The following is a 21435-nucleotide window of genomic DNA, read 5'->3' as shown; positions in this document are numbered from 1 at the left end:
TTTTGTAAACAACTGTCCCTCGATTCGTCAACAGAAACTATGTCCTGATGTGTAGGCCGCGTACAAGGAATCAAGAGAATGCCAAAACTAGAACAGCGCTTTGACTATGTCAAAATCGGCCTGGCTTCGCCTGACCGTATTCGTCAATGGGGTGAACGTACGCTTCCCAATGGCACGGTTGTAGGGGAAGTAACCAAGCCAGAAACCATTAACTACAGAACTTTAAAGCCTGAAATGGACGGGCTGTTCTGTGAACGCATTTTTGGGCCTGCTAAGGATTGGGAATGCCATTGTGGTAAATATAAGCGCGTCCGTCATCGCGGAATCGTTTGCGAGCGTTGCGGTGTAGAAGTGACGGAGTCACGTGTGCGTCGTCATCGTATGGGCTATATCAAACTGGCTGCTCCCGTAGCGCATGTTTGGTATCTCAAAGGTATTCCTAGCTATATTGCAATTTTGCTCGACATGCCTCTTAGAGATGTTGAGCAAATTGTGTATTTCAACGCCTACGTTGTTTTAGATCCAGGTAATGCTGACAGCTTAAGCTACAAACAGCTCCTGACTGAAGATCAGTGGATTGAAATTGAAGATCAGCTTTACGATGAAGAGTCTGATCTGTCTGGTATTGAGGTTGGCATTGGAGCTGAAGCTCTTCAGCGTCTGCTACAAGATTTGGAGCTTGAAGCTGTTGCTGAGCAGTTGCGGGAAAATATTGATAACTCTAAAGGTCAAAAGCGGGCGAAGTTGATCAAACGTCTACGTGTGATTGACAACTTTATTGCAACCGGATCTCGTCCAGATTGGATGGTGTTGGATGTTATTCCCGTCATCCCCCCTGACCTCCGTCCGATGGTACAGCTAGATGGTGGTCGATTTGCAACATCGGACCTCAACGACCTCTATCGTCGTGTGATCAATCGGAATAATCGCTTGGCACGACTGCAAGAGATTTTGGCACCTGAGATTATTGTCCGTAATGAAAAGCGGATGCTTCAGGAAGCCGTAGATGCTCTGATTGATAATGGTCGTCGTGGCCGAACAGTAGTTGGCGCTAATAATCGACCTCTTAAGTCTCTCTCAGACATTATTGAGGGTAAACAAGGACGTTTCCGTCAGAACCTGTTAGGTAAGCGAGTTGACTACTCTGGTCGTTCCGTAATTGTGGTTGGCCCCAATCTAAAAATTCACCAATGTGGCCTGCCGCGTGAGATGGCTATTGAGCTTTTCCAGCCTTTTGTGATTCATCGTTTGATTCGTCAAGGTTTGGTGAATAACATTAAAGCCGCTAAAAAACTGATTCAGCGCAATGACCCGAGTATTTGGGGTGTGTTGGAGGAAGTCATTGAAAATCATCCGGTTATGCTTAACCGAGCGCCAACTCTACACCGTCTTGGTATTCAGGCATTTGAACCAATGTTGGTAGAGGGACGAGCTTTACAACTGCACCCGCTTGTGTGTCCGGCATTTAATGCTGACTTCGATGGTGACCAGATGGCGGTGCACGTGCCACTATCACTGGAAGCGCAGTCTGAGGCGCGGCTGCTGATGTTGGCATCTAATAACGTTCTTTCCCCAGCCACAGGGCGACCCATTATTACGCCTAGTCAGGATATGGTGCTGGGTTGCTACTATCTCACTGCGGAAAATCCCTATGAGCAAAAGGGAGCTGACTCACATTTCGCCAGTATGGAAGACGCCATTGTTGCCTACGAACAAGGCATGGTAGATCTCCACGCTTGGGTGTGGCTGCGATTTGATGGTCCTGTGGAACACGACGGCGACCCGGTTGAGGTGATTGATAACGGAGATGGCTTTGTGACTAAGCGTTATGCCCATCGTCGTGTTCGCGAAGATGGGGACGGCAATCTCCTATCTCAACATATCTATACGACCCCTGGGCGCATTATTTACAACCATGCTGTCCATGCGGCCCTTGCCAGTTAAATTTTTTAGTTTTTTATCCAGTTAGCCAGTACCACGTTGAGGCAGAGAGACCCCATGGCAGATCAAGGTAACGAACAAGCCAACTCCATCATTTTTCGCAACCGTATTATTGACAAGAAGCAGCTTAAAAACCTGATTTCCTGGTCATTTGATAACTACGGCACGGCTCGTACAGCTGCAATGGCTGATGAAATCAAGTCCCTTGGTTTTAAGTACGCTACCCGTGCGGGGGTTTCTATCAGTGTTGACGACTTGCAGGTTCCCCCGAGTAAGCGAAAATTGCTGGATGCAGCGGAGCAGGAAATTCGCGACACTGAAGAGCGCTATACTCGGGGCGAAATTACTGAGGTAGAACGTTTTCAGAAGGTAATTGATACCTGGAACGAAACTAGTGAAGAGTTAAAGGATGAAGTAGTCCGTAACTTTAAGGAGAATAATCCGCTCAACTCGGTTTACATGATGGCGTTCTCTGGGGCTCGCGGTAATATCTCCCAGGTACGTCAGCTGGTGGGAATGCGCGGTTTGATGGCAAATCCCCAGGGTGAAATTATTGACTTGCCGATTAAGACTAACTTCCGCGAAGGACTGACGGTTACTGAGTACATTATTTCTTCCTATGGTGCCCGGAAAGGCCTTGTGGACACTGCACTACGTACAGCTGACTCAGGTTATTTGACCCGTCGTCTGGTAGACGTTTCACAGGATGTCATTATTCGTGAAATTGATTGTGGTACGGATCGGGGCATTCCCCTAAGTGCCATGACAGACGGTGAGCGGGTGTTAATTTCTCTTGAGGACAAGCTGTTAGGAAGAATTCTGGCTGACGATGCCGTTCACCCTAAAACTGGTGAAGTCATCGTTCCTCGCAATCAGCCTATGGACGCAATCATGGCTAAGGCTGTAGACGATTCTGGGATTAAACAAGTTAGAGTTCGTTCTGCTCTGACCTGTGAGGCAGCCCGTTCTGTTTGCCAGCATTGTTATGGTTGGAGCTTGGCCCATTCGCATATGGTGGATTTAGGCGAAGCTGTCGGTATTATTGCGGCTCAATCTATTGGTGAGCCGGGTACTCAGCTGACTATGCGTACCTTCCATACCGGTGGTACATTTACCGGAGAACTAGCACCCCAAGTTCGAGCAAAGGTAGCTGGTCAGTTCCAAATGCCTTCGAGCCTTCGTAGCCGTCCCTATCGAACTCGTCATGGTGAAGACGCTCTTGTGATGGAGGCGAATACCGACGCCAAAATCGTTATGGAGAACGGTAAGACACGCGCGGTTGCTTTACCACAGGGTTCCATTGTATTTGTTGTTGATGGGACTGTTCTTGCAAAGGGTGACTTGATTGCAGAATTACCTACCACTGGGCGAGTCCGTAAAGTAACTGAGAAAGCGAGTAAAGACGTAACCTCCGATATGTCGGGTGAAGTGCTATTTGCTGGTTTAGTGCAGGAAGAGAAAAAAGACCGTCAAGGCAACATCACTAAGTTGGCCCAACGTGGTGGGTTGTTGTGGGTGCTCTCGGGTGAAGTTTATAACTTACCTCCTGGTGCGGAGCCTACGGTTAAAAATGGTGACATGATTGATTCCAACGGCATTTTGGCTGAAACCAAAATTGTCACTGAGCGGGGTGGGGTGGTTCGCTTGCCTGATCGTTCTGATAGTAAAGGTAGCCGTGAGGTTGAGATTATTACTGCTTCGGTGATGCTGGACACCACGGAAGTCACGGTTGAGAGCGGTCAAGGACGTGAGCATTATTTTCTACAAACCGATCAGGGAGTACGTTACTCCTTAATTGCTACACCGGGTGCCAAAGTCACTGGTGGTCAGGTGATTGCAGAACTCGTTGATGATACTTACCACACTCAGAGCGGTGGCATCATCAAGTTCTCAGGTGTAGAAATTGCTAAGAAGAGTAAGGGCAAGCAAGGGTACGAAGTTACCAAAGGTGGAACTCTCCTTTGGATCCCAGAAGAAGCCCATGAGGTCAATAAAGATATCTCCCTACTAATGGTTGAGGATGGCCAGTTCATTGAAGCTGGTACTGAAGTTGTTAAGGATATCTTCTGTCAAATTAGCGGTGTGGTTGAAGTCACCCAAAAGAATGACATTCTACGGGAGATTGTGATTAAGCCAGGGGATATTCACATGGTGGATAGCCCAGATGCTGCTAGTGGTAAGGATGGGGTGCTGGTTAGTGCTGGTGAGGAAGTGATTCCTGGAGTAACGGCAGAAGCTCTTCGATTTGTTGAGTATGTAGAAACCCCTGAAGGAGCTGCGCTGTTATTGCGCCCGGTGCAGGAATTTGATGTGCCTGATGTGCCTGATGTGCCGACGCAACATGCTGTGAGTGATAGTGAAGATAATTCTATTGGCATCACTGCGATTCAACGTCTCTTCTTTAAGGATGGCGAGCGTGTGAAGTCGGTTGATGGTGTTGAGTTACTGCGGACTCAGCTAGTTCTGAATGTGGACAATGAGTCGTCACAACTGACAGCTGATATTGAGCTGGTGCCCGATCAGCATGATCCAGAGATTCAGCGCCTTCAGCTAGTGATTCTAGAGACTCTAGTCATCCGTCGTGATATTGCTGCTGACCAAACCCAGGGTAGTACTCAGACGCGCTTGCTTGTTGAGGAAGGCCAGGAGATAGAACCTGGTGCTGTTGTGGCACGTACCGAAATCCAGTCTAAGGAAGCTGGAGAGGTTCGTGGTATTCGTCAAGATGTGGAATCTGTTCGCCGTATCCTAGTCGTGCGTGATAGTGACCTGGTAACAATTGCTATGGATGGCAAATCGCCAACTGTGAAGGAAGGAGATTTGTTGGTTGATGGTTTTCCATTAGCTGAGGGGGTTATCTCTGAAGACTCTGGTCAGGTTGTAGCGATTAATGGCGACAGTGTTGTTCTACGGATTGCGCGTCCTTATCGTGTATCAACAGGTGCGGTACTGCACATTGAGGATGGTGATCTCGTTCAGCGGGGCGATAATTTGGTGTTGTTGATCTTTGAACGTGCCAAGACTGGGGATATCATTCAAGGTTTACCTCGGATTGAAGAGCTGCTTGAGGCTCGTAAGCCTAAAGAAGCTTGTGTCTTAGCGGAGCGACCGGGTAGTGCTCAGGTTGTTTATGGCGATGATGAAACGGTAGAGGTGAAGATCATTGAAGATGATGGTGTGGTGACTGAGTATCCAATTACTCCGGGGCAGCCTATGATTGTCTCCGATGGTCAAGAGGTCGCTTTGGCTGAACCACTGACAGATGGACCTCTGAATCCTCACCAGATTTTGGAGTTCTTCTTCAAATATCATCGTGAGACTAAAGGCGTACATGAGGCTGCCATGATCAGCCTGCAAAAAGTACAGACTTTCTTGGTGAATGAAGTACAGTCGGTGTATCAATCCCAGGGGATTGATATTGCTGATAAGCACATTGAGGTGATCGTACGCCAGATGACTTCTAAGGCCCGTGTGGAAGACGGTGGTGATACCACAATGCTACCTGGCGAGCTCGTTGAGATTCGTCAGCTAGAACAGGTGAATGAAGCGATGTCGATTACAGGGGGGGCTCCGGCGGAATACACTCCTGTATTGTTGGGCATTACTAAGGCTTCGCTAAATACCGATAGCTTTATTTCAGCAGCAAGTTTCCAAGAAACAACTCGTGTGTTGACTGAAGCGGCTATTGAAGGCAAGTCTGATTGGCTACGTGGTCTGAAGGAGAACGTGATTATTGGTCGCCTAATCCCTGCTGGTACAGGATTTAATGCCTATGAAGAGCGTTCAACTCCTGAGATAGATCCTTCTTTCGATAAGGCTTTTCTATCGGATGATATGGCTTTACAAGATATGGTCTTAGACGATCGCACCGCTCGTGCCTATGATCGTGAAGGTGGCCTTAACATGTTTACCGACGATATGTTGGGCGGTACTCCAAGTGGTAATACTCCTGGAGCAAATGCATCGGGACCCGGACCTGCTGAGACAACTCCAACGCCTCCATCTCCGTTTTTGGATGATAATGCTTTGATTGATGATCAAACGGCCGCTCCTTAGATTATTTAGGATTGCAAGTCTAGCTAATCCTCTAGAAAAATAAACATCTAAGTAAAAGGGGCTAAGGAAATTCCTTAGCCCCTTTATTCTTATTGGCTCAGATTACTACTTTGGGATTTGACCTTATGCGGAATGCTGACTGATAGCGCCCAGTATGGAAGAGAACTAATCCCTAATGGAGTGTCCCTACAGGATTGCCCTTTCAATCGGGTTGAATGAATTCGGATTTGTATTATGCGTCTAGATCTAGTGCTGCGGCTTTGATTGTGATTGTCTGCGTCTGTTCTCCACGATGTAGGCTTAGGTTTAATTGCTGCCCAATTTGGGCTTGGTCAACATAGGACTGTAGCTGATTAGCTGTTTGAAAATGCTGCTCATCAATTTGCGTTATCACGTCTCCACGGCGTAACCCAGCTTCAGCAGCTGGTGTTTCAGGAAGAACACGGATAACTAAGACTCCGCTAATTTCTGGAATGATCATGCTGGCATTGGGATCATCATTGTTGCGTTTTGCCATTTCTGGAGTTAGATCAGCAATTTGAATGCCCAGATAAGGATGAGCAATGCGCTCACCATGGGCTAGCTGGTCTTGAATAGATTTTGCTTTGTTGATAGGAATAGCAAAACCAATACCCATGGCATCTGCTCGAATTGCGGTGTTGATACCGATGACTTCGCCCTGGCTATTGAGGAGGGGGCCACCAGAGTTACCTGGGTTAATGGCGGCATCTGTCTGAATAAAATCAAGTCGTTTGTCGGGAATACCAACAGTGGCACTTGATCGTTTCAGCGTGCTGACAATCCCCAGGGTGACGGTATTGTCTAATCCCAGTGGATTGCCTACGGCAATGGCCCAATCCCCGACATCGATTGTGTCAGAGTCCCCTAAGGAGGCTACTGGTAAGGTTTTACTGTCTGTATTGATTTTGATGACGGCTAAGTCAGTTAGTTCGTCTGATCCTTCGACCGTGCCATCAAAATGTCGGCCATCTTTGAGGGTGACCGTAACGCGGTCTGCTTGGTTGACAACGTGAGCATTGGTGAGAATATAGCCCTTGCTATCTACGATGAAGCCAGAACCCTGACCACTGAGACGTTCCTGCTGGGGAATTCGCTGGAATGTATCAGGGCCAAAGAATCCCCTAAAAAGGGGATCGTCGTAGAGTAAATCGGGTACGTTGCGGGTGATTGTGCGTTCGGTGTCGATGCGCACAACTGCTTCACCAACGCGTCGCACAGCTGCGGCAACAAAGCTTTCGCTCGATAGTGAAGTTGTTTCAGCTGCTGGTTGAGTCAGAGCTGCTGCTGGTTGGATGCCTGCCAGAAAAAGCAGTATTGCTGAACAGCAAGTAATCAGCCATCGAATTATTCGATGGCTGAAGGGCTTGGGTAGATCAAAAGGCGTCATAAGGTCATGCTCTGAGACAACAACGGCCCTAAAGGACTCTCGTAAGGCCTGTACTAGACTTTGTTGGGGAGCTAGTTTAATGGCTAAAAGTTGGTTCTATTGTGCCAGTTTCCTTAAGAATCGTGTGCGGTAACCCGCCCTGGAAATCATCACCTGCGATTTTGGAAAATTTTAGCCATTTCTTCTAGTGCCAAGGGTTGTGCTCATGTAAGGTAATGGTCGTTACGGGGGGATAAACGTCATGTTCGGTAGGGGTTTTTGGATGGTTTTGTGGGGGGTAACGATAGTGGTTGCGATCGCAAGCTGCCAGGATTTCTCCATCGGCCAGCTCATTGCCCCCAGCTATGAATTTCAGTTAGCTGATTACCTGTCAAACACGGGGGCAAAAATGTATGGAGCTTACTGGTGCCCGCACTGTGCCAGGCAAAAGCAAATCTTTGGCGACGCTGCCCTGTCAATTCCATATGTTGAATGCGATCTGCGCGGGGTTAATCCGCAAGTAGACCTCTGCAATGCAGTGGGTATCAACGCGTATCCCACTTGGCAAATCAACGGAGAATTCTATTTAGGAGCTCAACCCCTGAGGCGTTTAGCAATTATCTCAGGCTTTGAGAAATCGAGTGAGCCCCTTGAACCTAACCATGGGGAATGGGGTGGGTTTAGTCCTGCTCTTTAAGCAGAACGGTATAGACCTTGCTAGAGTTAGATGCCCAAACTGCTTTAGAATGTAACCAAAGAATTTAAGCTATGCCGTCTCTAATTATTAGAGACATACGCAGGAGGATAATTAGGCACTATGGGCGGAGAAATTTTTTCGGTTGCGGTCACAATGTCTGTCATTGTCATGGTGGGGCTTGGTGTTGGGTTTCTAATGCTGAAGCTTCAAGGTGCTGAAGAGTAATCGTTTGGATTTTCACAGCTTGATTGGTGCTTTTTGTGAGTGCTGATTTTAATCTTTGATGGATTCAGATTAAGGCTCATTCAAATTGCCTAGTTTATTAAAAAAGCAGCGAAACTAGCCATTTGGTGAAGCTCCGCTGCTTTTTTAACTCAAACCTAGGTTTTCGAACGAAGCGGCGTCTGTTAAGCTGAGTAAAGCGTTAAGTTTTGTGTAGAGTCCTCCATGAGCATATTGGTGGTTGGTGCAACGGGCACGCTGGGTCGTCAGATTGTTCGCAATGCCTTAGATGAAGGGTTTGACGTTAAGTGCCTGGTGCGTAACTTCCAGAAAGCCGCATTTCTTCGAGAATGGGGAGCCCAGTTGGTCCAAGCGAATCTCTGTGGCCCTAAGTCATTGCCACCATGTTTTGACGACGTGACTGCTGTGATTGATGCAGCAACGTCCCGCCCTCAGGATTCTGCCTACGATGTGGACTGGGACGGCAAAGTTAACTTAATCAAGGCCGCTGTGGATGCCAAGGTAGAGCGGTATGTATTCATTTCGATTCTTAATTGTGAGAAATACCCCCATGTCCCTTTAATGGACATTAAGCACTGTACGGAAAAGTTCTTAGAAGAATCGGGGATAAATTACACAATTCTGAGACCCTGTGGTTTCTTGCAGGGCCTCGTAGGGCAATATGCGATTCCGCTTTTAGAAAAGCAGGCTATTTGGGTCATGGGCGAAGCAGCTCCCATCGCTTATATGAATACCCAAGATATTGCTCGGTTTGCTGTACGGTCATTGCAGCTACCTGAGACTGGTAAGCGTTCCTTTCCCCTGGCTGGCACTCGAGCTTGGGGAGCCTATGAGCTAGTAAGACTCTGTGAACGTCTTTCTGGTGAAGACGCGAAGGTCTCAACCATGTCGTTGGGCCTATTGCGTGGTGTCCGCAGCTTTGCAAACTTTTTCCAATGGGGATGGCAGTTTGCTGATCGTTTAGCATTTGCTGAGGTCAGTGCCGGCAGTGAGCCCTTGGATGCTGAGATGGATGAAGTTTATAGCACGTTTGGCCTGGATAAGTCGGAAACGACCACTGTGGAAGAGTACATGGGTGAATACTTTAACCGCATTCTTAAAAAGCTCAAGGAGATGGACTTTGAAAGCAGCCGGGAAAGCAAAAAAAAGCTGCCTTTCTAATACCAGTTCTTAGCAGCGCTACACAATGGGGTAGTGTGCCGTTTCGATGGGTAGGAAAACCATCCAAGTGACACCCTGGTTGGTTCGTTCTCGTACTGTGAGCTTAGCGCCTAAGGCTGTGAAGAGGGCCTTGGTGGTTTGTAAATTGAGACTGAGTCCCCCTGTATCAGGTTGAAACATCAGTAGTTTTCCAAGCGACTTCAGGGTGGGACGGTTTTTATCGCAGATCGAGCTAACCTCAGCCTGAAATTCAAGTTTGAGCTGATCACCGGCAGCCATAACGTGCAGCTGAATTTGGCCTTTGGGAGCCACTGTATGGGTAAAAAGTTCTACCAAGCCCGTGAGCACTTGCTGCAGCAAGATGGGATCACTGGCTACCATGGGTAAGTCTTTGGGGAGTTTGACTTCAAGGGACAGGTTACGGCGAGTGGCGGCTTGTTCCCATTGAGGAATGGCGGATTGGATAATTTCACTGAGCGCAGTGGCTGTTAAAGATGAACGGTGGCTTTTGTGGGTTGCTGCTTCTAACTCGACAGCTTTGAAGATGAGATTAAAGCGGTCAATTTGCTGGGTGCAGGCATTGTCGATTTGCTGTAGTCGCTGCTTCGCTTTTTCGACTAGATCTTTGCGGCGGATTAGGGAACGGGTCAAGGTGCGAATTGTCGTCAATGGTGTCCGAATTTCATGGGCCATGGCCTGGAGCAATTCGGTATCCAATCCGTGGGATTCATGGCTGTTGCCAGGTTCACCTGGCACCGCAACAATGCGTTCGATCACTGGGTTAGGTTTGGGGACTGGTAGGGAAGACAGCATCCAGCGGCTAAACTGGCTGACAATTCGGTAATCTGGCTCTGTGGGGACAAATTTTTCAACCAGTGGATTCAGGAAGGCTAGCTGTTTTGGTGTGGTCAAGTAGATGCGCGATCGCAATAATCGCCAGACCTGATTAATAACCTCAGGAGTAAATGAAAACTGAAACCGTAGGTCATTATCAGCATCACGGCCCAGCACCAGTACGACGCTAAAACGCTCGGTCAGCAACAAACAAAACCGCTCGCCGGCTAGAGGGTCTCCGTCAATTAACGGCAAAATACGAGCAGCGGCTGTATTAACGGGCGGTGTATCATCAGCTGGCATTAATTGAGAAAATGCTTGGGATAGCTGATCTAACGGTGGGGGAATAAACACCCAATTGGACAACTGCACCGTAAGCTTTGGTGCATCTAGAACCGGGAATGGCCCACTTAAGAGGATGCCTGCTGGTGTTTGTCGATTACTTTGGCGTGGTTTTGCCGATTTTTTAGATTTAGTGCTTTTTTCAGCACCGTGGGGTAGCGTCTCTTTTAAAAGATGTCCGAGGGATGTAATTGCTCCCTGCCACTCCATTTCAGCCCGCTCTGCTTGATTCTGGTGGTCAGTCTCCCTGGCACTGTCTGAGTTGAGACCTTCCCAAGCCATTGGCTCAGCCCCTAATTCTCCCAAGGCCACCAGACTACTAATTGTGGGTAAAAACTTCTCCACCATGGGCCTCTAGATGCATATAGTTGTCGTACCATACATCAGCAGACGATAGCTGATATGGACAACACGTCTGACAACATGTCTATTTAGAGACTACTGGCAAGATTCCCCCTATGACTATGGGGTAGAACCGAACGTCCATAGGGGGTTTGGAATAATACTATTTGTTAAGCTGATGCTCAAACTACTGGTTATTATTAGCCGAACCAGGTTGAGGGTATTAAGGTGTCCGGTGTGGATGAAATGGGACGCGTGAGTAACTTTTGGATGCCCTGGTACACCAGCTGACGAATTTGGCGATGTTGCTCCGCAGAGTAGCAGTTACGCGGTAGTTCTAAGGAACATTCTTCAGCAATAGTCATATAACGAGCGGGCAAACGACTCAGCACAAACGTGGCTAGCCGGTCGCGAGCATCAGAACTCGTAAAGGTATCTCGATAGGATGCTGAAGGGCCAGTTGCTAAAACATCATCGATAATTTCGTTGACGACGGGTAGCGCGATGTTAATGAGAGTGTTGGCCATCGTGAGGATCTCCGATTCTGGATTGTGGGTAGGTTGCCAAGGGCATGGCTATGGAGTTTATGTAATAGTCAAAACTCTGTCATTTCAACCGTGATTTCCACTATGTAAGTCTGTTGAGAAACCATACCCAAAAGTGGCTTGAATAAGATGATATGAGACTTGTCTCTGACTTCAATTCAAAGGCGGGGATCGCTGTTAAATCTTTGATCCCCGCCTTTAGCTAATGTTATTTTTTCCCACCATGAATCAAGGGTGCGTCATCTTTAATAAAGACTAAATATTTGTCTGGAAAATAAACTTGAAGACACTGAGAAATAAACTATAGTTAACAGCTGTTGCAATGTTTTTTTACCTTGCGATCATTTTGTTTCAATTCGGGCGAATCATGTTGTGACGATGCAGTTGTTGATTTGTTCTGGTTATCATTCCGCCGATTTAACCTATGACTTCCTGCAATCTTTGTTGAGGGTAATTACGCCAGAGCGGTTATGGGTGATGCCAATTTGGGCGGCCCCCGGAACGTTGCCCTGGCTGCTCAATTCACCACAAGCGCCACGCCGCGATCGCTTGTTACAGGTGATTGCATTTAGTGCTGGGGTGGTTGCCGCTTACCCAATGTTAATGACCTGGACAAAGATGGGGGGAAGCAGTCGATTAATTGCAATCGATGGATGGGGCATGCCGCTCCTGGGGGACCTGGAAATTTATCGTATGAGTCATGACCATTGGACCCATCGCACTACATACTTTCCTGCAGCGATTGAGAGTCAGGGCTACTTCTATTCAGATCCGGCGGTTGAGCACCTAACACTCTGGCAGTCACCTGATTCCACTACGGGAATGGGGGCTATAAATGCACGGAGTCAGCCGATGACCGCGCTTGAGTTCATCTGTTCTGTTTTGTCCTTGGATTAAGGTGAACTTGATTTTGTTATCAGGTGTTGACGTAATTTTGTCCTGAGATGAATTAACTTACGAATGATTGGGGAACCTTGAATCCATGCTATTTAGGGCGGCAGATGGTGATGCCGTGCTCCTCTATTTACTATCTCAGAACCTGCTCAGAGCCCGATTGTTTGTTTGCTTGAGTCTTCTGACCTGAGGCTAGAAAATCGTTTTTCTATGAAATTTGTCTAACTCCTTGGAATTGGGATTGTAAAATAGACAACCATCAGCAATTATGCCTAGATAGCATTCCCGTAGCTGACGCACTTCTGACTGCCCTTCGAAAATTATGACTTCAACGTCTGTTAAGCCTTCCATTAAAGCAAAACCCGTCATTCAGCGAGCGACCGGTGCCTTTGCTCTAATCGATAGCCTGGTGCGCCATGGCGTGCGTCACGTGTTTGGCTATCCCGGTGGGGCAATTCTGCCGGTTTATGACGAACTTTATAAAGCAGAAGAGAGAGGTGATATTCAGCATATTCTGGTGCGTCATGAACAGGCTGCATCCCATGCGGCGGATGGGTATGCTCGGGCGACAGGACAGGTGGGTGTGTGTATTGCCACTTCGGGACCTGGGGCGACCAACCTGGTCACAGGAATTGCAACGGCCCAGATGGATTCGGTGCCAATGGTTGCTATCACTGGGCAGGTAACTCGCAAAGCAATCGGTAGTGATGCGTTTCAGGAAACCGATATTTTTGGTATCACGCTGCCCATCGTTAAGCACTCCTATGTGGTCCGCGATCCGCGACAGATGGCAAATATCGTGGCTGAGGCGTTTTACATTGCTCAGTCTGGTCGTCCTGGTCCAGTGCTGATCGATGTGCCTAAGGATGTTGGCTTAGAAGAATTTGACTATGCTCCAGTGGCACCACGCTCCATTGCAATTCCAGGGTATAAGCCCACGACACGAGGGAATCCCCGGCAGATTGTTAATGCGATCGCACTGCTGCGCAGCGCTCAAAAGCCTTTGCTCTACGTCGGTGGTGGGGCTGTTATTTCCGGGGCCCATGCAGAAATTGCTCAGCTAGCCGAACATTTTCAGATTCCTGTTACCACCACGCTGATGGGTAAGGGGGCTTTTGATGAGCGACATCCTCTATCTGTTGGCATGCTAGGGATGCATGGTACAGCCTATGCCAACTTTGCCGTGAGTGAGTGCGACCTTTTGCTGGCCATTGGTGCCCGCTTTGATGACCGAGTAGCGAGCAACCTGGAGCAGTTTGCACAGCACGCTAAAGTCGTTCATGTCGATATTGACCCCGCTGAGGTCGGTAAGTGTCGTGTGCCTGATGTGCCGATTGTGGGCGATGTCAGAAATGTTTTGACTGAGTTGTTGGCTCGTCTGGACAAACCCGCCAACCCAGACCAAACAGGTGCTTGGCGTGCCCGCATTGATGAATGGAAAACGGATTATCCCCTCAAAGTTCCTACGTATAGCGATCAGCTTGCTCCACAGCACGTGATTGCTCAAGTGGGTCGTTATGCCCCTGATGCCTACTACACCACTGATGTCGGTCAGCATCAGATGTGGGCAGCTCAGTTTCTTCAGAATGGTCCGCGTAAATGGATCTCTAGTGCGGGTCTGGGCACCATGGGTTACGGTATGCCAGCAGCATTGGGTGTGCAAATCGGTGTGGGTGATGAGCAGGTCATTTGCATTAGTGGTGATGCCAGCTTCCAGATGAATTTGCAAGAGCTAGCGACCCTGGCTCAATACAATATCAAGGTTAAAACCGTCATTATTAACAACGGCTGGCAAGGGATGGTACGTCAGTGGCAACAGGGCTTCTATGGTGAGCGCTATGCCTCTTCCAATATGGAAGTGGGTATGCCTGACTTTGAGAAGTTGGCCGCCGCCTTTGGTGTAAAAGGGATTGTTGTGCAATCGCCTGATCAACTTGATCAGGCCATCGTTGATATGCTTGCCCATGACGGTCCAGTACTCTTGGACGTGTGGGTCCGTCGTGATGAGAACTGTTATCCTATGGTTCCACCTGGCAAGAACAACTCTCAGATGATTGGTTTAGCCGAGCCTGCAACTAAGCGCCCAGTAGAATTTGTTCATTGTCATAGTTGTGGCAGTGACAACAAAGTGAGTCATCGATTCTGTTCTGAGTGTGGCACTAAGCTGTAATAGATTGCTCGCCTAAGTCACGATCTGCTCATCTGGAAGGTGAATGCGTCGTGATTGGGGTTGCTCTATGGATACTTTTGGTTCCCTATAGCGACCCTAGGCGAGTTCCATTATAAAAATGCGTGAGAATATCACGGTATTGCTGACCCCGTTCAGCCATGCCTCGGGCTCCCCACTGGCTCATGCCAATGCCGTGACCAAACCCATTGCCCGCCACTGAAATGCTGGTGGGACTGACGGCCAGATCAAACTTAGTGCTACGTAGACCCAACTTTTGACGGAATGTATTGCCCGTAATGGTTAATGCGCCAGCATCACCAATGATGCTCATGCGATTGGCCCGACCTTGGGGGCTGCGACTCAGGACTTCCACAGCCTGGATGATGCCAGGGTAGCCGATGCGTGCGCCAACTTCTTCCAACGAAAACTGTGCTCGCCAGCTGTAAACAGGCGCATTTTGATCAAAGTCAGGCACCCCCTTCAGATAAGGCACAGCTTGAGACCATACATGTTCTGAATTTTCGGTGTGGCCGCCGGATGACGAATGAAACACGGCTTCAATCACTTTGCCGCCATGGGTAAGTACCTTGCCATGGGTGGCATCTACGGCAGACTGGGTAGAGGCTGCTTCACCGTCTAATCCTTTATACACTTGGGACGCTTGAGTGCTTTTTAGATCATAGGATTGACCGTTAGCTTTGCTCTTGTGATACATGGCATAGGAGCGAGCCGCCACGGCTTGCGATCGCAATGCTTCCTGGGGCCAGCTCGCAGGCATTTCACTACCAACAACGCTGTAGAGATAATCGTCGATATCGACATAATTAATCGCCGTTACCCCACCATTACTGGGTATTAGCTTAACTCTACCTCTATACCAACGGTCGCCAATCCAGACCACTCCATCGTTGGAGGGCTCTAACCAAAAGGTGTTGGCTTGACCAAAGTCGCTATAGCCATCAGTAAGTTCCAATCGTCCACCGTTTGTATCGACGCTGATGGACTGTAACTCAGGTAGCTGAAGAATTGCCTGTCCTCGGTTGTCGCGAATAACACCTGTTGTAGACGCGCCAATCTGGACTTGATTAGCACTGTTGCGGATAGCAATTCTCAGCTCGGTAGCATGGGCAGGAATAACCCAGAGGAACCACAGGAGGGCACCCCACCAGCTATGACGGCCAAGGGCTAAAAAAAGTTTAAGAGGCCAAGAAGAGGTATTAAGCATGGCAGATAGTCAGGAATTGAGGCAGATATCAGTAGACCAGTTCTAAGGGTGCCCGGTAATACGCAGTATTTAAAACCTAAGCAGATGCTGGGTGACAAATCATAACCATAAAAGGTAGTCTGCCAACCCCAATGTCTAAGAAAAACCTACACAATGACCGCTTAAAGGCTGTAAACAGCGCTATTTTGGCGGCAGTTCGGTGTTCTCAGAATAATCTCTACAGGGATGTGTGCCAGTTGGCATATGACAGTTTGCCGATGGGCATTAGCCATGAATAATACCAGTTTGAGGAACATCTATCTGGGGCTACTTTTGCGAAGTTATAGTAGCTTTGCAGACTCATAAAGTCGTCTCACCATGTTGAGAATTTTCTCACCATAGTTTGGATCAGCAGCCCAACGACCGCTGAGCTGACCCACGAGTACGGCACTGCCCCGACTGACAAATTTGAAACGGGGATCTACCTGTTCCTGCACCAGGGGTTCTTTACTGCCATAGGCTTTGAGGTGTTGAATGTGAGCCCTCACGCCAATACGTGCACTGGGGAAGGATGCCCCTGCTGCATCCCCTCCCAGGCCGCCAATTCCTGCAAAATTATTTTGCGAGGCTTTCACATTCCCGCCAAATCGTAGAAAAGAGGTTTCTACACACATCTGACAGAAAGCGATGTCATAATTCACACCCTCAATTATTCCTTCTTGACGATAAATTTTATGCAAATCCGGGAAGTCTCGAAGTGCTTGTTCGTTATTGTTCTTCAAGAACATCATCAGGCTGATTTCAGAGGCGTTGCCGTGGCCCATGATTTGATCAATGAGGCCTGGGCAGATGGTAAGGGCCGACTGAGACTTGAGTTGCACGGTACGGCTAGCAGCATCCCAGCCGATGGAGATGCTAAAGTCTCTTAAATCAACGGCTTTGACGTACACCACATTGCCATACCGTACTTTGCGGATGTCATCATTACTGGCCAGATTAAGCCCAAGTCGGTCTGCGACATCAATCGGCACATAGGAGTTACCGCTGACTAAGACGCCTTTCTCGTCATACTGACCGCCATTAATGGTGATATTGATGATGGGAAACTGGGGCGCAGGTGTGGGTGCTGTCGGCTGGGTGCCACTAATCTCACGACTCCAGGCTGCCAGACCATCCGCTAAGCCAATGGCAATTTCGCGGCGGCGACTGAGGATAATGCCGCGATCGCGATCATTGGTTATGTAGCCCAGTTCTAGTAAAAGGGATGGCGGTTCTACCTGTCGACAAAAGGCCAAGCGACCCATACCAGCCTCGGTGTCTGGTCTAACGCCTGGACCTCCTGGGCCAGTTAACGTCGGTACCCGGCGCAGCATGGCTACCAACACAACCCGGGCATTTTCCGCCCGAGCTTTGTTGCCTGCAATGTAATAAGCAGTTGCTCCCCGGACGTTCTTATTTTGAAAGGCTCCCACATGTATTTCTAACGCAACATCACCGGGACGGTTGCGGGCATTTATCCAGCGGATGCTTTCTTGTAGGCTGAGGTCGTCGGGGACGGAAAGGACTGCGAGTCCACGTGCTCGCAACTCCGGGACAATTAGATCCCGAATGCGGATCATTTCCTGGGCTTCCGTAATACCCTCGACTTTTGCTCCAGAATCGCGGACTCCATTTTCAAATCCACCGTGGCCTGCTGAGATAAAAATTTGTGCCATGTGACCCTGTAAAGCGTTCTATCCAGGCATATTGCCAATTGTCCCCGCAAGGATACATCAATTTCTCAATCTTGGGGAATGAAATGGAGGATGTGTACGTACCTATCTTTGACGCGCAACTTTGGCCTCAGCAGGTGATTGAGCATCAAGGGTGTGGAATTTCGGATGACATAGCATGCTTGGCGCGAGTTAATCCCTGGTGGGATAAGTATTTTGGATAAGTATTTTTGAAAAGACGACTATCAAGATAGTCACTGGTATCAGTTTCAGGAGTTAGCAAAAGCTCAACAAGCATCTGTATGGAAAATTTTGCAAGAGAGTTCTTTTCGTGAGTTGGCTATTAGTAAACCTAGAGGAAATAGCTAGCACAAAAATAAAAACGAATAGCCTACTAATTTTGATCGAAAGAAAAGGAAATAGCGTGTTTTTACCGTTGACAGATGTTGTTCTTAGATCTGAATATTGGGGGTGAAACGATTGAGCCGTGAGATTTGTCCGAAGTTTAGTACAGAGAGCAATAATTAACATCCTCTGCTAATCTCTTGAAGTATGTCTTCGAAACATTAAGCAATATGGCAAATATAAAAACACTTGCATGGGTGATTTATGGTGTGAATAGATAGCGGTATATAAAAGTAAGATCTTGTTAGATTTCAGGGATTTCTGATGCAAGATTGAGAGGGGTGTGTGATTTAAGTGAGTGGGTCTTGAAGTGGTTCAGATCTCCCCCCTTTGCCAGTGAGTTAATGCCTTGATGCTCCCTTAGACAATGGTGGAGGCTTGTATTAGCCATGGAAACATACGTTAGCATAGCTCAGGTGGAAGCGCCTGTAATTACGAACGAGATTGAGCAGGATAGTCTTGCCCCCTATTTTGGTGTGAGTGTATTAGTTTATGTCTTGCTACTGTTTATGTTTGCTCCAAGACGTAATCGATTAAATCGGCGTAAGTCTTCTTTGTAGTCCTTGCTTGTGGCGTTAGAGTGGGTATTCGCCTTGAAATGCTCTCTAACGCCAGTCTCCTACTAATAGATAGGGAGCCCAATAAGAGGGTCTTATATTCTGTCTAATTAGGTTTACCTGTGCCTGTTGTAGAGCTTTTGCCTTAGAAATATCTGGGTTAACTAACTGTTCGTAAAAATCCTTAATTAACTCAGCTGTAGAGAAATCATTAATACTCCATAGAGAGGCCACAGTGCTGCGAGCGCCTGATTGTACTGCAAGGCCTGCAATACCCAATACCTCCCGACTATCACCTGTAGCTGTTTCGCATGCACTAAGAACCAGTAACTCAAGTGGTGTTTGGTTGCGAGTTCTAAGCAAACGGTCAAAGTCATTAAGGTCCATTTTTTCTACTTCAATAGCCTGACCTTTCTGCTCTGCCCTGTTTTCTGTGGGTTGCTCTGATGCTGCCACCAATAAATAAGTGTCGTCTCGGGTAAAGCCAAATACGCCATGGGTGGCAAAATGAATAATATTGTGAGTAGATGAGCGCATTTTGGTTTGTACACTGCTCTTCTTGAATTCTAAGTTGAGCAGGTTTTCTGTCTCGCCCATGATGTTTTGAATGGCTTCTAGTTCATCTTCTACAAAGGCCAGTGCGTGGAAATACATTGTAGACTCGGGCGCATTGGAGTTTGAGGTGATGCTTTGCTCTGGGGCTATGGGTAATGAACTTGCAGAAGATAGGCCCCCTGTGAAAATACTGAAAGATTGTGCGGGAGGGGCTTGGGGAATGGCTAAATCACCAAAGGTGACTGCGATCGCATATTTCTCAATCAAAAATTGTTTTGTTTGTTGATCATACAACGCTGCCATGGGCACATTACGAAATGCTCCATCTAGAACAAAGACTAGGGTGTCTATGGATTCTAGCCAGCCTTGTTCTTCAGCCGGGCGAATTAACCAATCATAAATTTCGTTAGCCAGCCGTTGCCCAGGTTGAGAAAGCACATAATTGTATGTTCTCTCAAGCTCATGGCGAAACTTTTCTAGTTTTGCTTTTACCTTAGAAGACCGCTGCTCAGGACTGTCAGTATTTTGTGTATGCGATAAACCGGTCTGGCTGACTTTCGGAGAATATCTTTGGATGGTCTGGTCTGGAGCCTTGTCTGGTAATTGAAGGAGAACTTCAATGCGGTCTCCTCCAGGTTCATCTGGCAAAATAATTGGGTAAATAATTGCTGTGGTTTTATCTGTATTTGCCACATCCTGAATAGTCGTGCGTTGAATATTGTCATCAGGTGCAATGAGTCCGCAGGCCAGGAAGCTTTCTAACTCGGCTACGCGCAAATCATCAATGACGGTTTGTGCTCGGAGCAGTTGAGCTGTATTGTCTGAAATCGCGATCTCTTCTTTGGGTAGAAGGAGGCTGATATATTCTCGGTATAGAGGTTCGATGCGATCTCGAAAATAAAATTGTATGTCTGGCCCTACATACAATAAATCGTTACGCACTGCCTGCACCTTTTGAAAAGCTACATCATAGTGAGAGAGTACTCGTTCTCGCGTAAACTCTAGCTTGTTCTCAATGCGTCCTAACTGCCATTCCCATTGATAAATAAGACTGGGCTGATGGTGTCCTTGCTTCAGGGCAGCCTCAGTTAGTTTTTGCGCATCTACATACTGTTCTTCTATTTCATAAAGATGGCCTAGATATCCCAGCGCATAAGATACGGCCACTGGATCTCTGATGGCTTCAGCCTGTTGCTTTGCTTTCCAAAGCAAAGAATAGATCTGTTGTTGAGGAATAGTTATCTCTGCAAGGCAGGCGTTTGTGCATTTATCCATTAGTAAGCGTGCCAGCCTCATATGAATAAAAGCAGATGTGCGACCTGAGGGTAGAGCGTCAAGTTTTGATAGTAACGATGTTTGTATAGAGTTTGCCCTTGACCACCCCTTACGATGCAAAGAAATATCAAACTGATTTAACAGGGCTTGAGTTTGAACCAGTAAAGGAGCTTGGACAGAAATCGCTGCATAGGAATCCAATGCCTGTTGATATAAGATGTCAGCCTTTGCCTGATCTGTTTTATTTCGAGTACGGCGAGCAAAGGTTTCCTGTTGTTGCGCCCTGACATGTAGAGTATTGCCAACACTCAATTGAGTGGCTGCTAATTCTTTATCTACAGCAAATTCCTCAGCTAGCTGTAGGCTCTTATCTAGTGAAGCCTGAGATGCTTTAAATTCTCCCAGCAAACGCTGATGATCTCCTACAGTTCGAGTAAGAGCTACTTTTAGTGAGATATTGTCTTGTGCCTCTATAAGTGCCTCTACTTGTGACAAACGACTACGGGACTCTAGTAGAAAGCCTAGCCTGCGTAAGGCATGGGTTTGGTTAAGTAAACTTTTGACTACACCTTCGGAATAGTTAGCTTGCGTATAAATATCAGCTGTCTGTTCCCAGATTTCCAATGCTTTTTGTGTATGTCCCTGAGTTAAGTACAGGCTACCTTGAGTATTTAAGGCTTGACCATAGAGTCTTAATCCTTCAGTCGTTAGAGGGTTTATATTCTGAAGTATTTCAAGACTTTTGCCTATAGCACTTTCAGCCTCTGACCATTGACCTAGTTGACGATAGGCGAGGGCTAAATTGTTGAGAGCCAATACCTGATTCAGTCCATCACGCTGGATGGAAAAGCGCTTCTCTGCTTCTAACCACAGATTGGCAGCCTGGGTAAATTGTTCGGCTCTATAATGTTCTCTACCTTGCTGTAAAAGTTGTTGAGCACTGGTTAAATAGAACGGTGATTGCCCATGCTGACTCAGGGAGATATCATCTGATGTAGTGATTGCTATGGCAGAGCTCAATAGGCTGACTGGTGTTTGTAGTCCTAGAAGGGCTGTCAACCCAGCAGTAACCATTATTAATCTTAAAAAGCGGGACCTCAGTAACCCTCGTTTGA

At 47.5% G+C, this 21435-nt stretch carries 14 protein-coding genes; 8 read left to right on the top strand and 6 right to left on the bottom strand.

Going from position 1 to position 21435, the window contains the following annotated elements; all coding sequences use genetic code 11:
- Positions 1-78 precede the first annotated feature (78 nt).
- Both QGP82_RS18745 and QGP82_RS18740 read left to right on the top strand, forming a co-directional pair.
- Positions 79-1944: a DNA-directed RNA polymerase subunit gamma gene (locus tag QGP82_RS18745; RefSeq protein ID WP_163666569.1), complete on the top strand. Its 1866-nt coding sequence runs from the start codon at positions 79-81 to the stop codon at positions 1942-1944.
- 54 nt (positions 1945-1998) lie between these two features.
- Entirely contained in the window at positions 1999-5997 is a 3999-nt protein-coding gene (locus QGP82_RS18740) for a DNA-directed RNA polymerase subunit beta' (protein ID WP_499060651.1), read from the top strand.
- Positions 5998-6229: 232 nt separating this feature from the next.
- Here the strand turns inward: QGP82_RS18740 and QGP82_RS18735 are convergent, their stop codons facing one another.
- Positions 6230-7405: an HhoA/HhoB/HtrA family serine endopeptidase gene (locus QGP82_RS18735; RefSeq protein ID WP_163666573.1), complete on the bottom strand. Its 1176-nt coding sequence runs from the start codon at positions 7403-7405 to the stop codon at positions 6230-6232.
- 262 nt (positions 7406-7667) lie between these two features.
- On the opposite strand from QGP82_RS18735, the gene QGP82_RS18730 reads away from it, so the two are divergent.
- The 3 genes from QGP82_RS18730 to QGP82_RS18720 all read left to right on the top strand — a co-directional run bounded on the left by QGP82_RS18730 (position 7668) and on the right by QGP82_RS18720 (position 9485).
- The gene (locus tag QGP82_RS18730; RefSeq protein ID WP_499060650.1) at positions 7668-8081 is read left to right on the top strand and encodes a glutaredoxin family protein; all 414 of its coding nucleotides are present in this window, start codon (positions 7668-7670) and stop codon (positions 8079-8081) included.
- Positions 8082-8201: 120 nt separating this feature from the next.
- Positions 8202-8306: a cytochrome b6-f complex subunit PetM gene (petM, locus tag QGP82_RS18725; protein ID WP_006516600.1), complete on the top strand. Its 105-nt coding sequence runs from the start codon at positions 8202-8204 to the stop codon at positions 8304-8306.
- Positions 8307-8528: 222 nt separating this feature from the next.
- A complete protein-coding gene (locus tag QGP82_RS18720) occupies positions 8529-9485 on the top strand; it encodes an SDR family oxidoreductase (protein ID WP_163666577.1) in 957 nt (318 codons plus the stop codon).
- 18 nt (positions 9486-9503) lie between these two features.
- Here the strand turns inward: QGP82_RS18720 and QGP82_RS18715 are convergent, their stop codons facing one another.
- Positions 9504-11009 (bottom strand): sensor histidine kinase, encoded by a 1506-nt coding sequence (locus QGP82_RS18715; protein WP_163666579.1) that lies wholly within the window; start codon positions 11007-11009, stop codon positions 9504-9506.
- Between the two features lie 194 nt (positions 11010-11203).
- Positions 11204-11530 (bottom strand): late competence development ComFB family protein, encoded by a 327-nt coding sequence (locus QGP82_RS18710; protein ID WP_163666581.1) that lies wholly within the window; start codon positions 11528-11530, stop codon positions 11204-11206.
- Positions 11531-11926: 396 nt separating this feature from the next.
- Between QGP82_RS18710 and QGP82_RS18705 the strand changes: the two genes are divergently transcribed.
- Together QGP82_RS18705 and ilvB are read left to right on the top strand one after the other, a co-directional pair.
- Positions 11927-12445 carry a hypothetical protein gene (locus QGP82_RS18705; protein WP_163666583.1) on the top strand — a complete coding sequence of 173 codons (519 nt, stop codon included), beginning with the start codon at positions 11927-11929 and terminating at the stop codon, positions 12443-12445.
- Between the two features lie 319 nt (positions 12446-12764).
- Positions 12765-14612: a biosynthetic-type acetolactate synthase large subunit gene (gene ilvB, locus QGP82_RS18700; RefSeq protein ID WP_163703334.1), complete on the top strand. Its 1848-nt coding sequence runs from the start codon at positions 12765-12767 to the stop codon at positions 14610-14612.
- Between the two features lie 85 nt (positions 14613-14697).
- Here the strand turns inward: ilvB and QGP82_RS18695 are convergent, their stop codons facing one another.
- Positions 14698-15837 (bottom strand): SpoIID/LytB domain-containing protein, encoded by a 1140-nt coding sequence (locus tag QGP82_RS18695; RefSeq protein ID WP_163703333.1) that lies wholly within the window; start codon positions 15835-15837, stop codon positions 14698-14700.
- A 320-nt stretch (positions 15838-16157) separates the two neighbouring features.
- Positions 16158-17531: a hormogonium tapered terminus morphoprotein TftA gene (gene tftA / locus QGP82_RS18690; RefSeq protein ID WP_163666590.1), complete on the bottom strand. Its 1374-nt coding sequence runs from the start codon at positions 17529-17531 to the stop codon at positions 16158-16160.
- Between the two features lie 791 nt (positions 17532-18322).
- Here tftA and QGP82_RS18685 point away from each other — a divergent pair.
- Positions 18323-18493: a hypothetical protein gene (locus tag QGP82_RS18685; protein WP_163666591.1), complete on the top strand. Its 171-nt coding sequence runs from the start codon at positions 18323-18325 to the stop codon at positions 18491-18493.
- A gap of 45 nt (positions 18494-18538) precedes the next feature.
- Here the strand turns inward: QGP82_RS18685 and QGP82_RS18680 are convergent, their stop codons facing one another.
- Positions 18539-21394 carry a CHAT domain-containing protein gene (locus tag QGP82_RS18680; protein ID WP_499060649.1) on the bottom strand — a complete coding sequence of 952 codons (2856 nt, stop codon included), beginning with the start codon at positions 21392-21394 and terminating at the stop codon, positions 18539-18541.
- Positions 21395-21435: the final 41 nt, after the last annotated feature.

Source organism: Leptothoe sp. LEGE 181152 (genome assembly GCF_032906605.1).
Lineage (GTDB): Bacteria > Cyanobacteriota > Cyanobacteriia > Phormidesmidales > Phormidesmidaceae > Leptothoe > Leptothoe turfae.
This window is presented reverse-complemented; position numbering and strand designations above follow the sequence as displayed.

Excerpts from the sequence above, each read along its gene's own strand:
- QGP82_RS18745 (WP_163666569.1), top strand. The coding sequence starts at position 79 with ATGCCAAAACTAGAACAGCGCTTTGACTATGTCAAAATCGGCCTGGCT.
- QGP82_RS18740 (WP_499060651.1), top strand. The coding sequence starts at position 1,999 with ATGGCAGATCAAGGTAACGAACAAGCCAACTCCATCATTTTTCGCAAC.
- QGP82_RS18735 (WP_163666573.1), bottom strand. The coding sequence starts at position 7,405 with ATGACGCCTTTTGATCTACCCAAGCCCTTCAGCCATCGAATAATTCGA.
- QGP82_RS18730 (WP_499060650.1), top strand. The coding sequence starts at position 7,668 with ATGGTTTTGTGGGGGGTAACGATAGTGGTTGCGATCGCAAGCTGCCAG.
- petM (WP_006516600.1), top strand. The coding sequence starts at position 8,202 with ATGGGCGGAGAAATTTTTTCGGTTGCGGTCACAATGTCTGTCATTGTC.
- QGP82_RS18720 (WP_163666577.1), top strand. The coding sequence starts at position 8,529 with ATGAGCATATTGGTGGTTGGTGCAACGGGCACGCTGGGTCGTCAGATT.
- QGP82_RS18715 (WP_163666579.1), bottom strand. The coding sequence starts at position 11,009 with ATGGTGGAGAAGTTTTTACCCACAATTAGTAGTCTGGTGGCCTTGGGA.
- QGP82_RS18710 (WP_163666581.1), bottom strand. The coding sequence starts at position 11,530 with ATGGCCAACACTCTCATTAACATCGCGCTACCCGTCGTCAACGAAATT.
- QGP82_RS18705 (WP_163666583.1), top strand. The coding sequence starts at position 11,927 with ATGCAGTTGTTGATTTGTTCTGGTTATCATTCCGCCGATTTAACCTAT.
- ilvB (WP_163703334.1), top strand. The coding sequence starts at position 12,765 with ATGACTTCAACGTCTGTTAAGCCTTCCATTAAAGCAAAACCCGTCATT.
- QGP82_RS18695 (WP_163703333.1), bottom strand. The coding sequence starts at position 15,837 with ATGCTTAATACCTCTTCTTGGCCTCTTAAACTTTTTTTAGCCCTTGGC.
- tftA (WP_163666590.1), bottom strand. The coding sequence starts at position 17,531 with ATGGCACAAATTTTTATCTCAGCAGGCCACGGTGGATTTGAAAATGGA.
- QGP82_RS18685 (WP_163666591.1), top strand. The coding sequence starts at position 18,323 with ATGGAAACATACGTTAGCATAGCTCAGGTGGAAGCGCCTGTAATTACG.
- QGP82_RS18680 (WP_499060649.1), bottom strand. The coding sequence starts at position 21,394 with ATGGTTACTGCTGGGTTGACAGCCCTTCTAGGACTACAAACACCAGTC.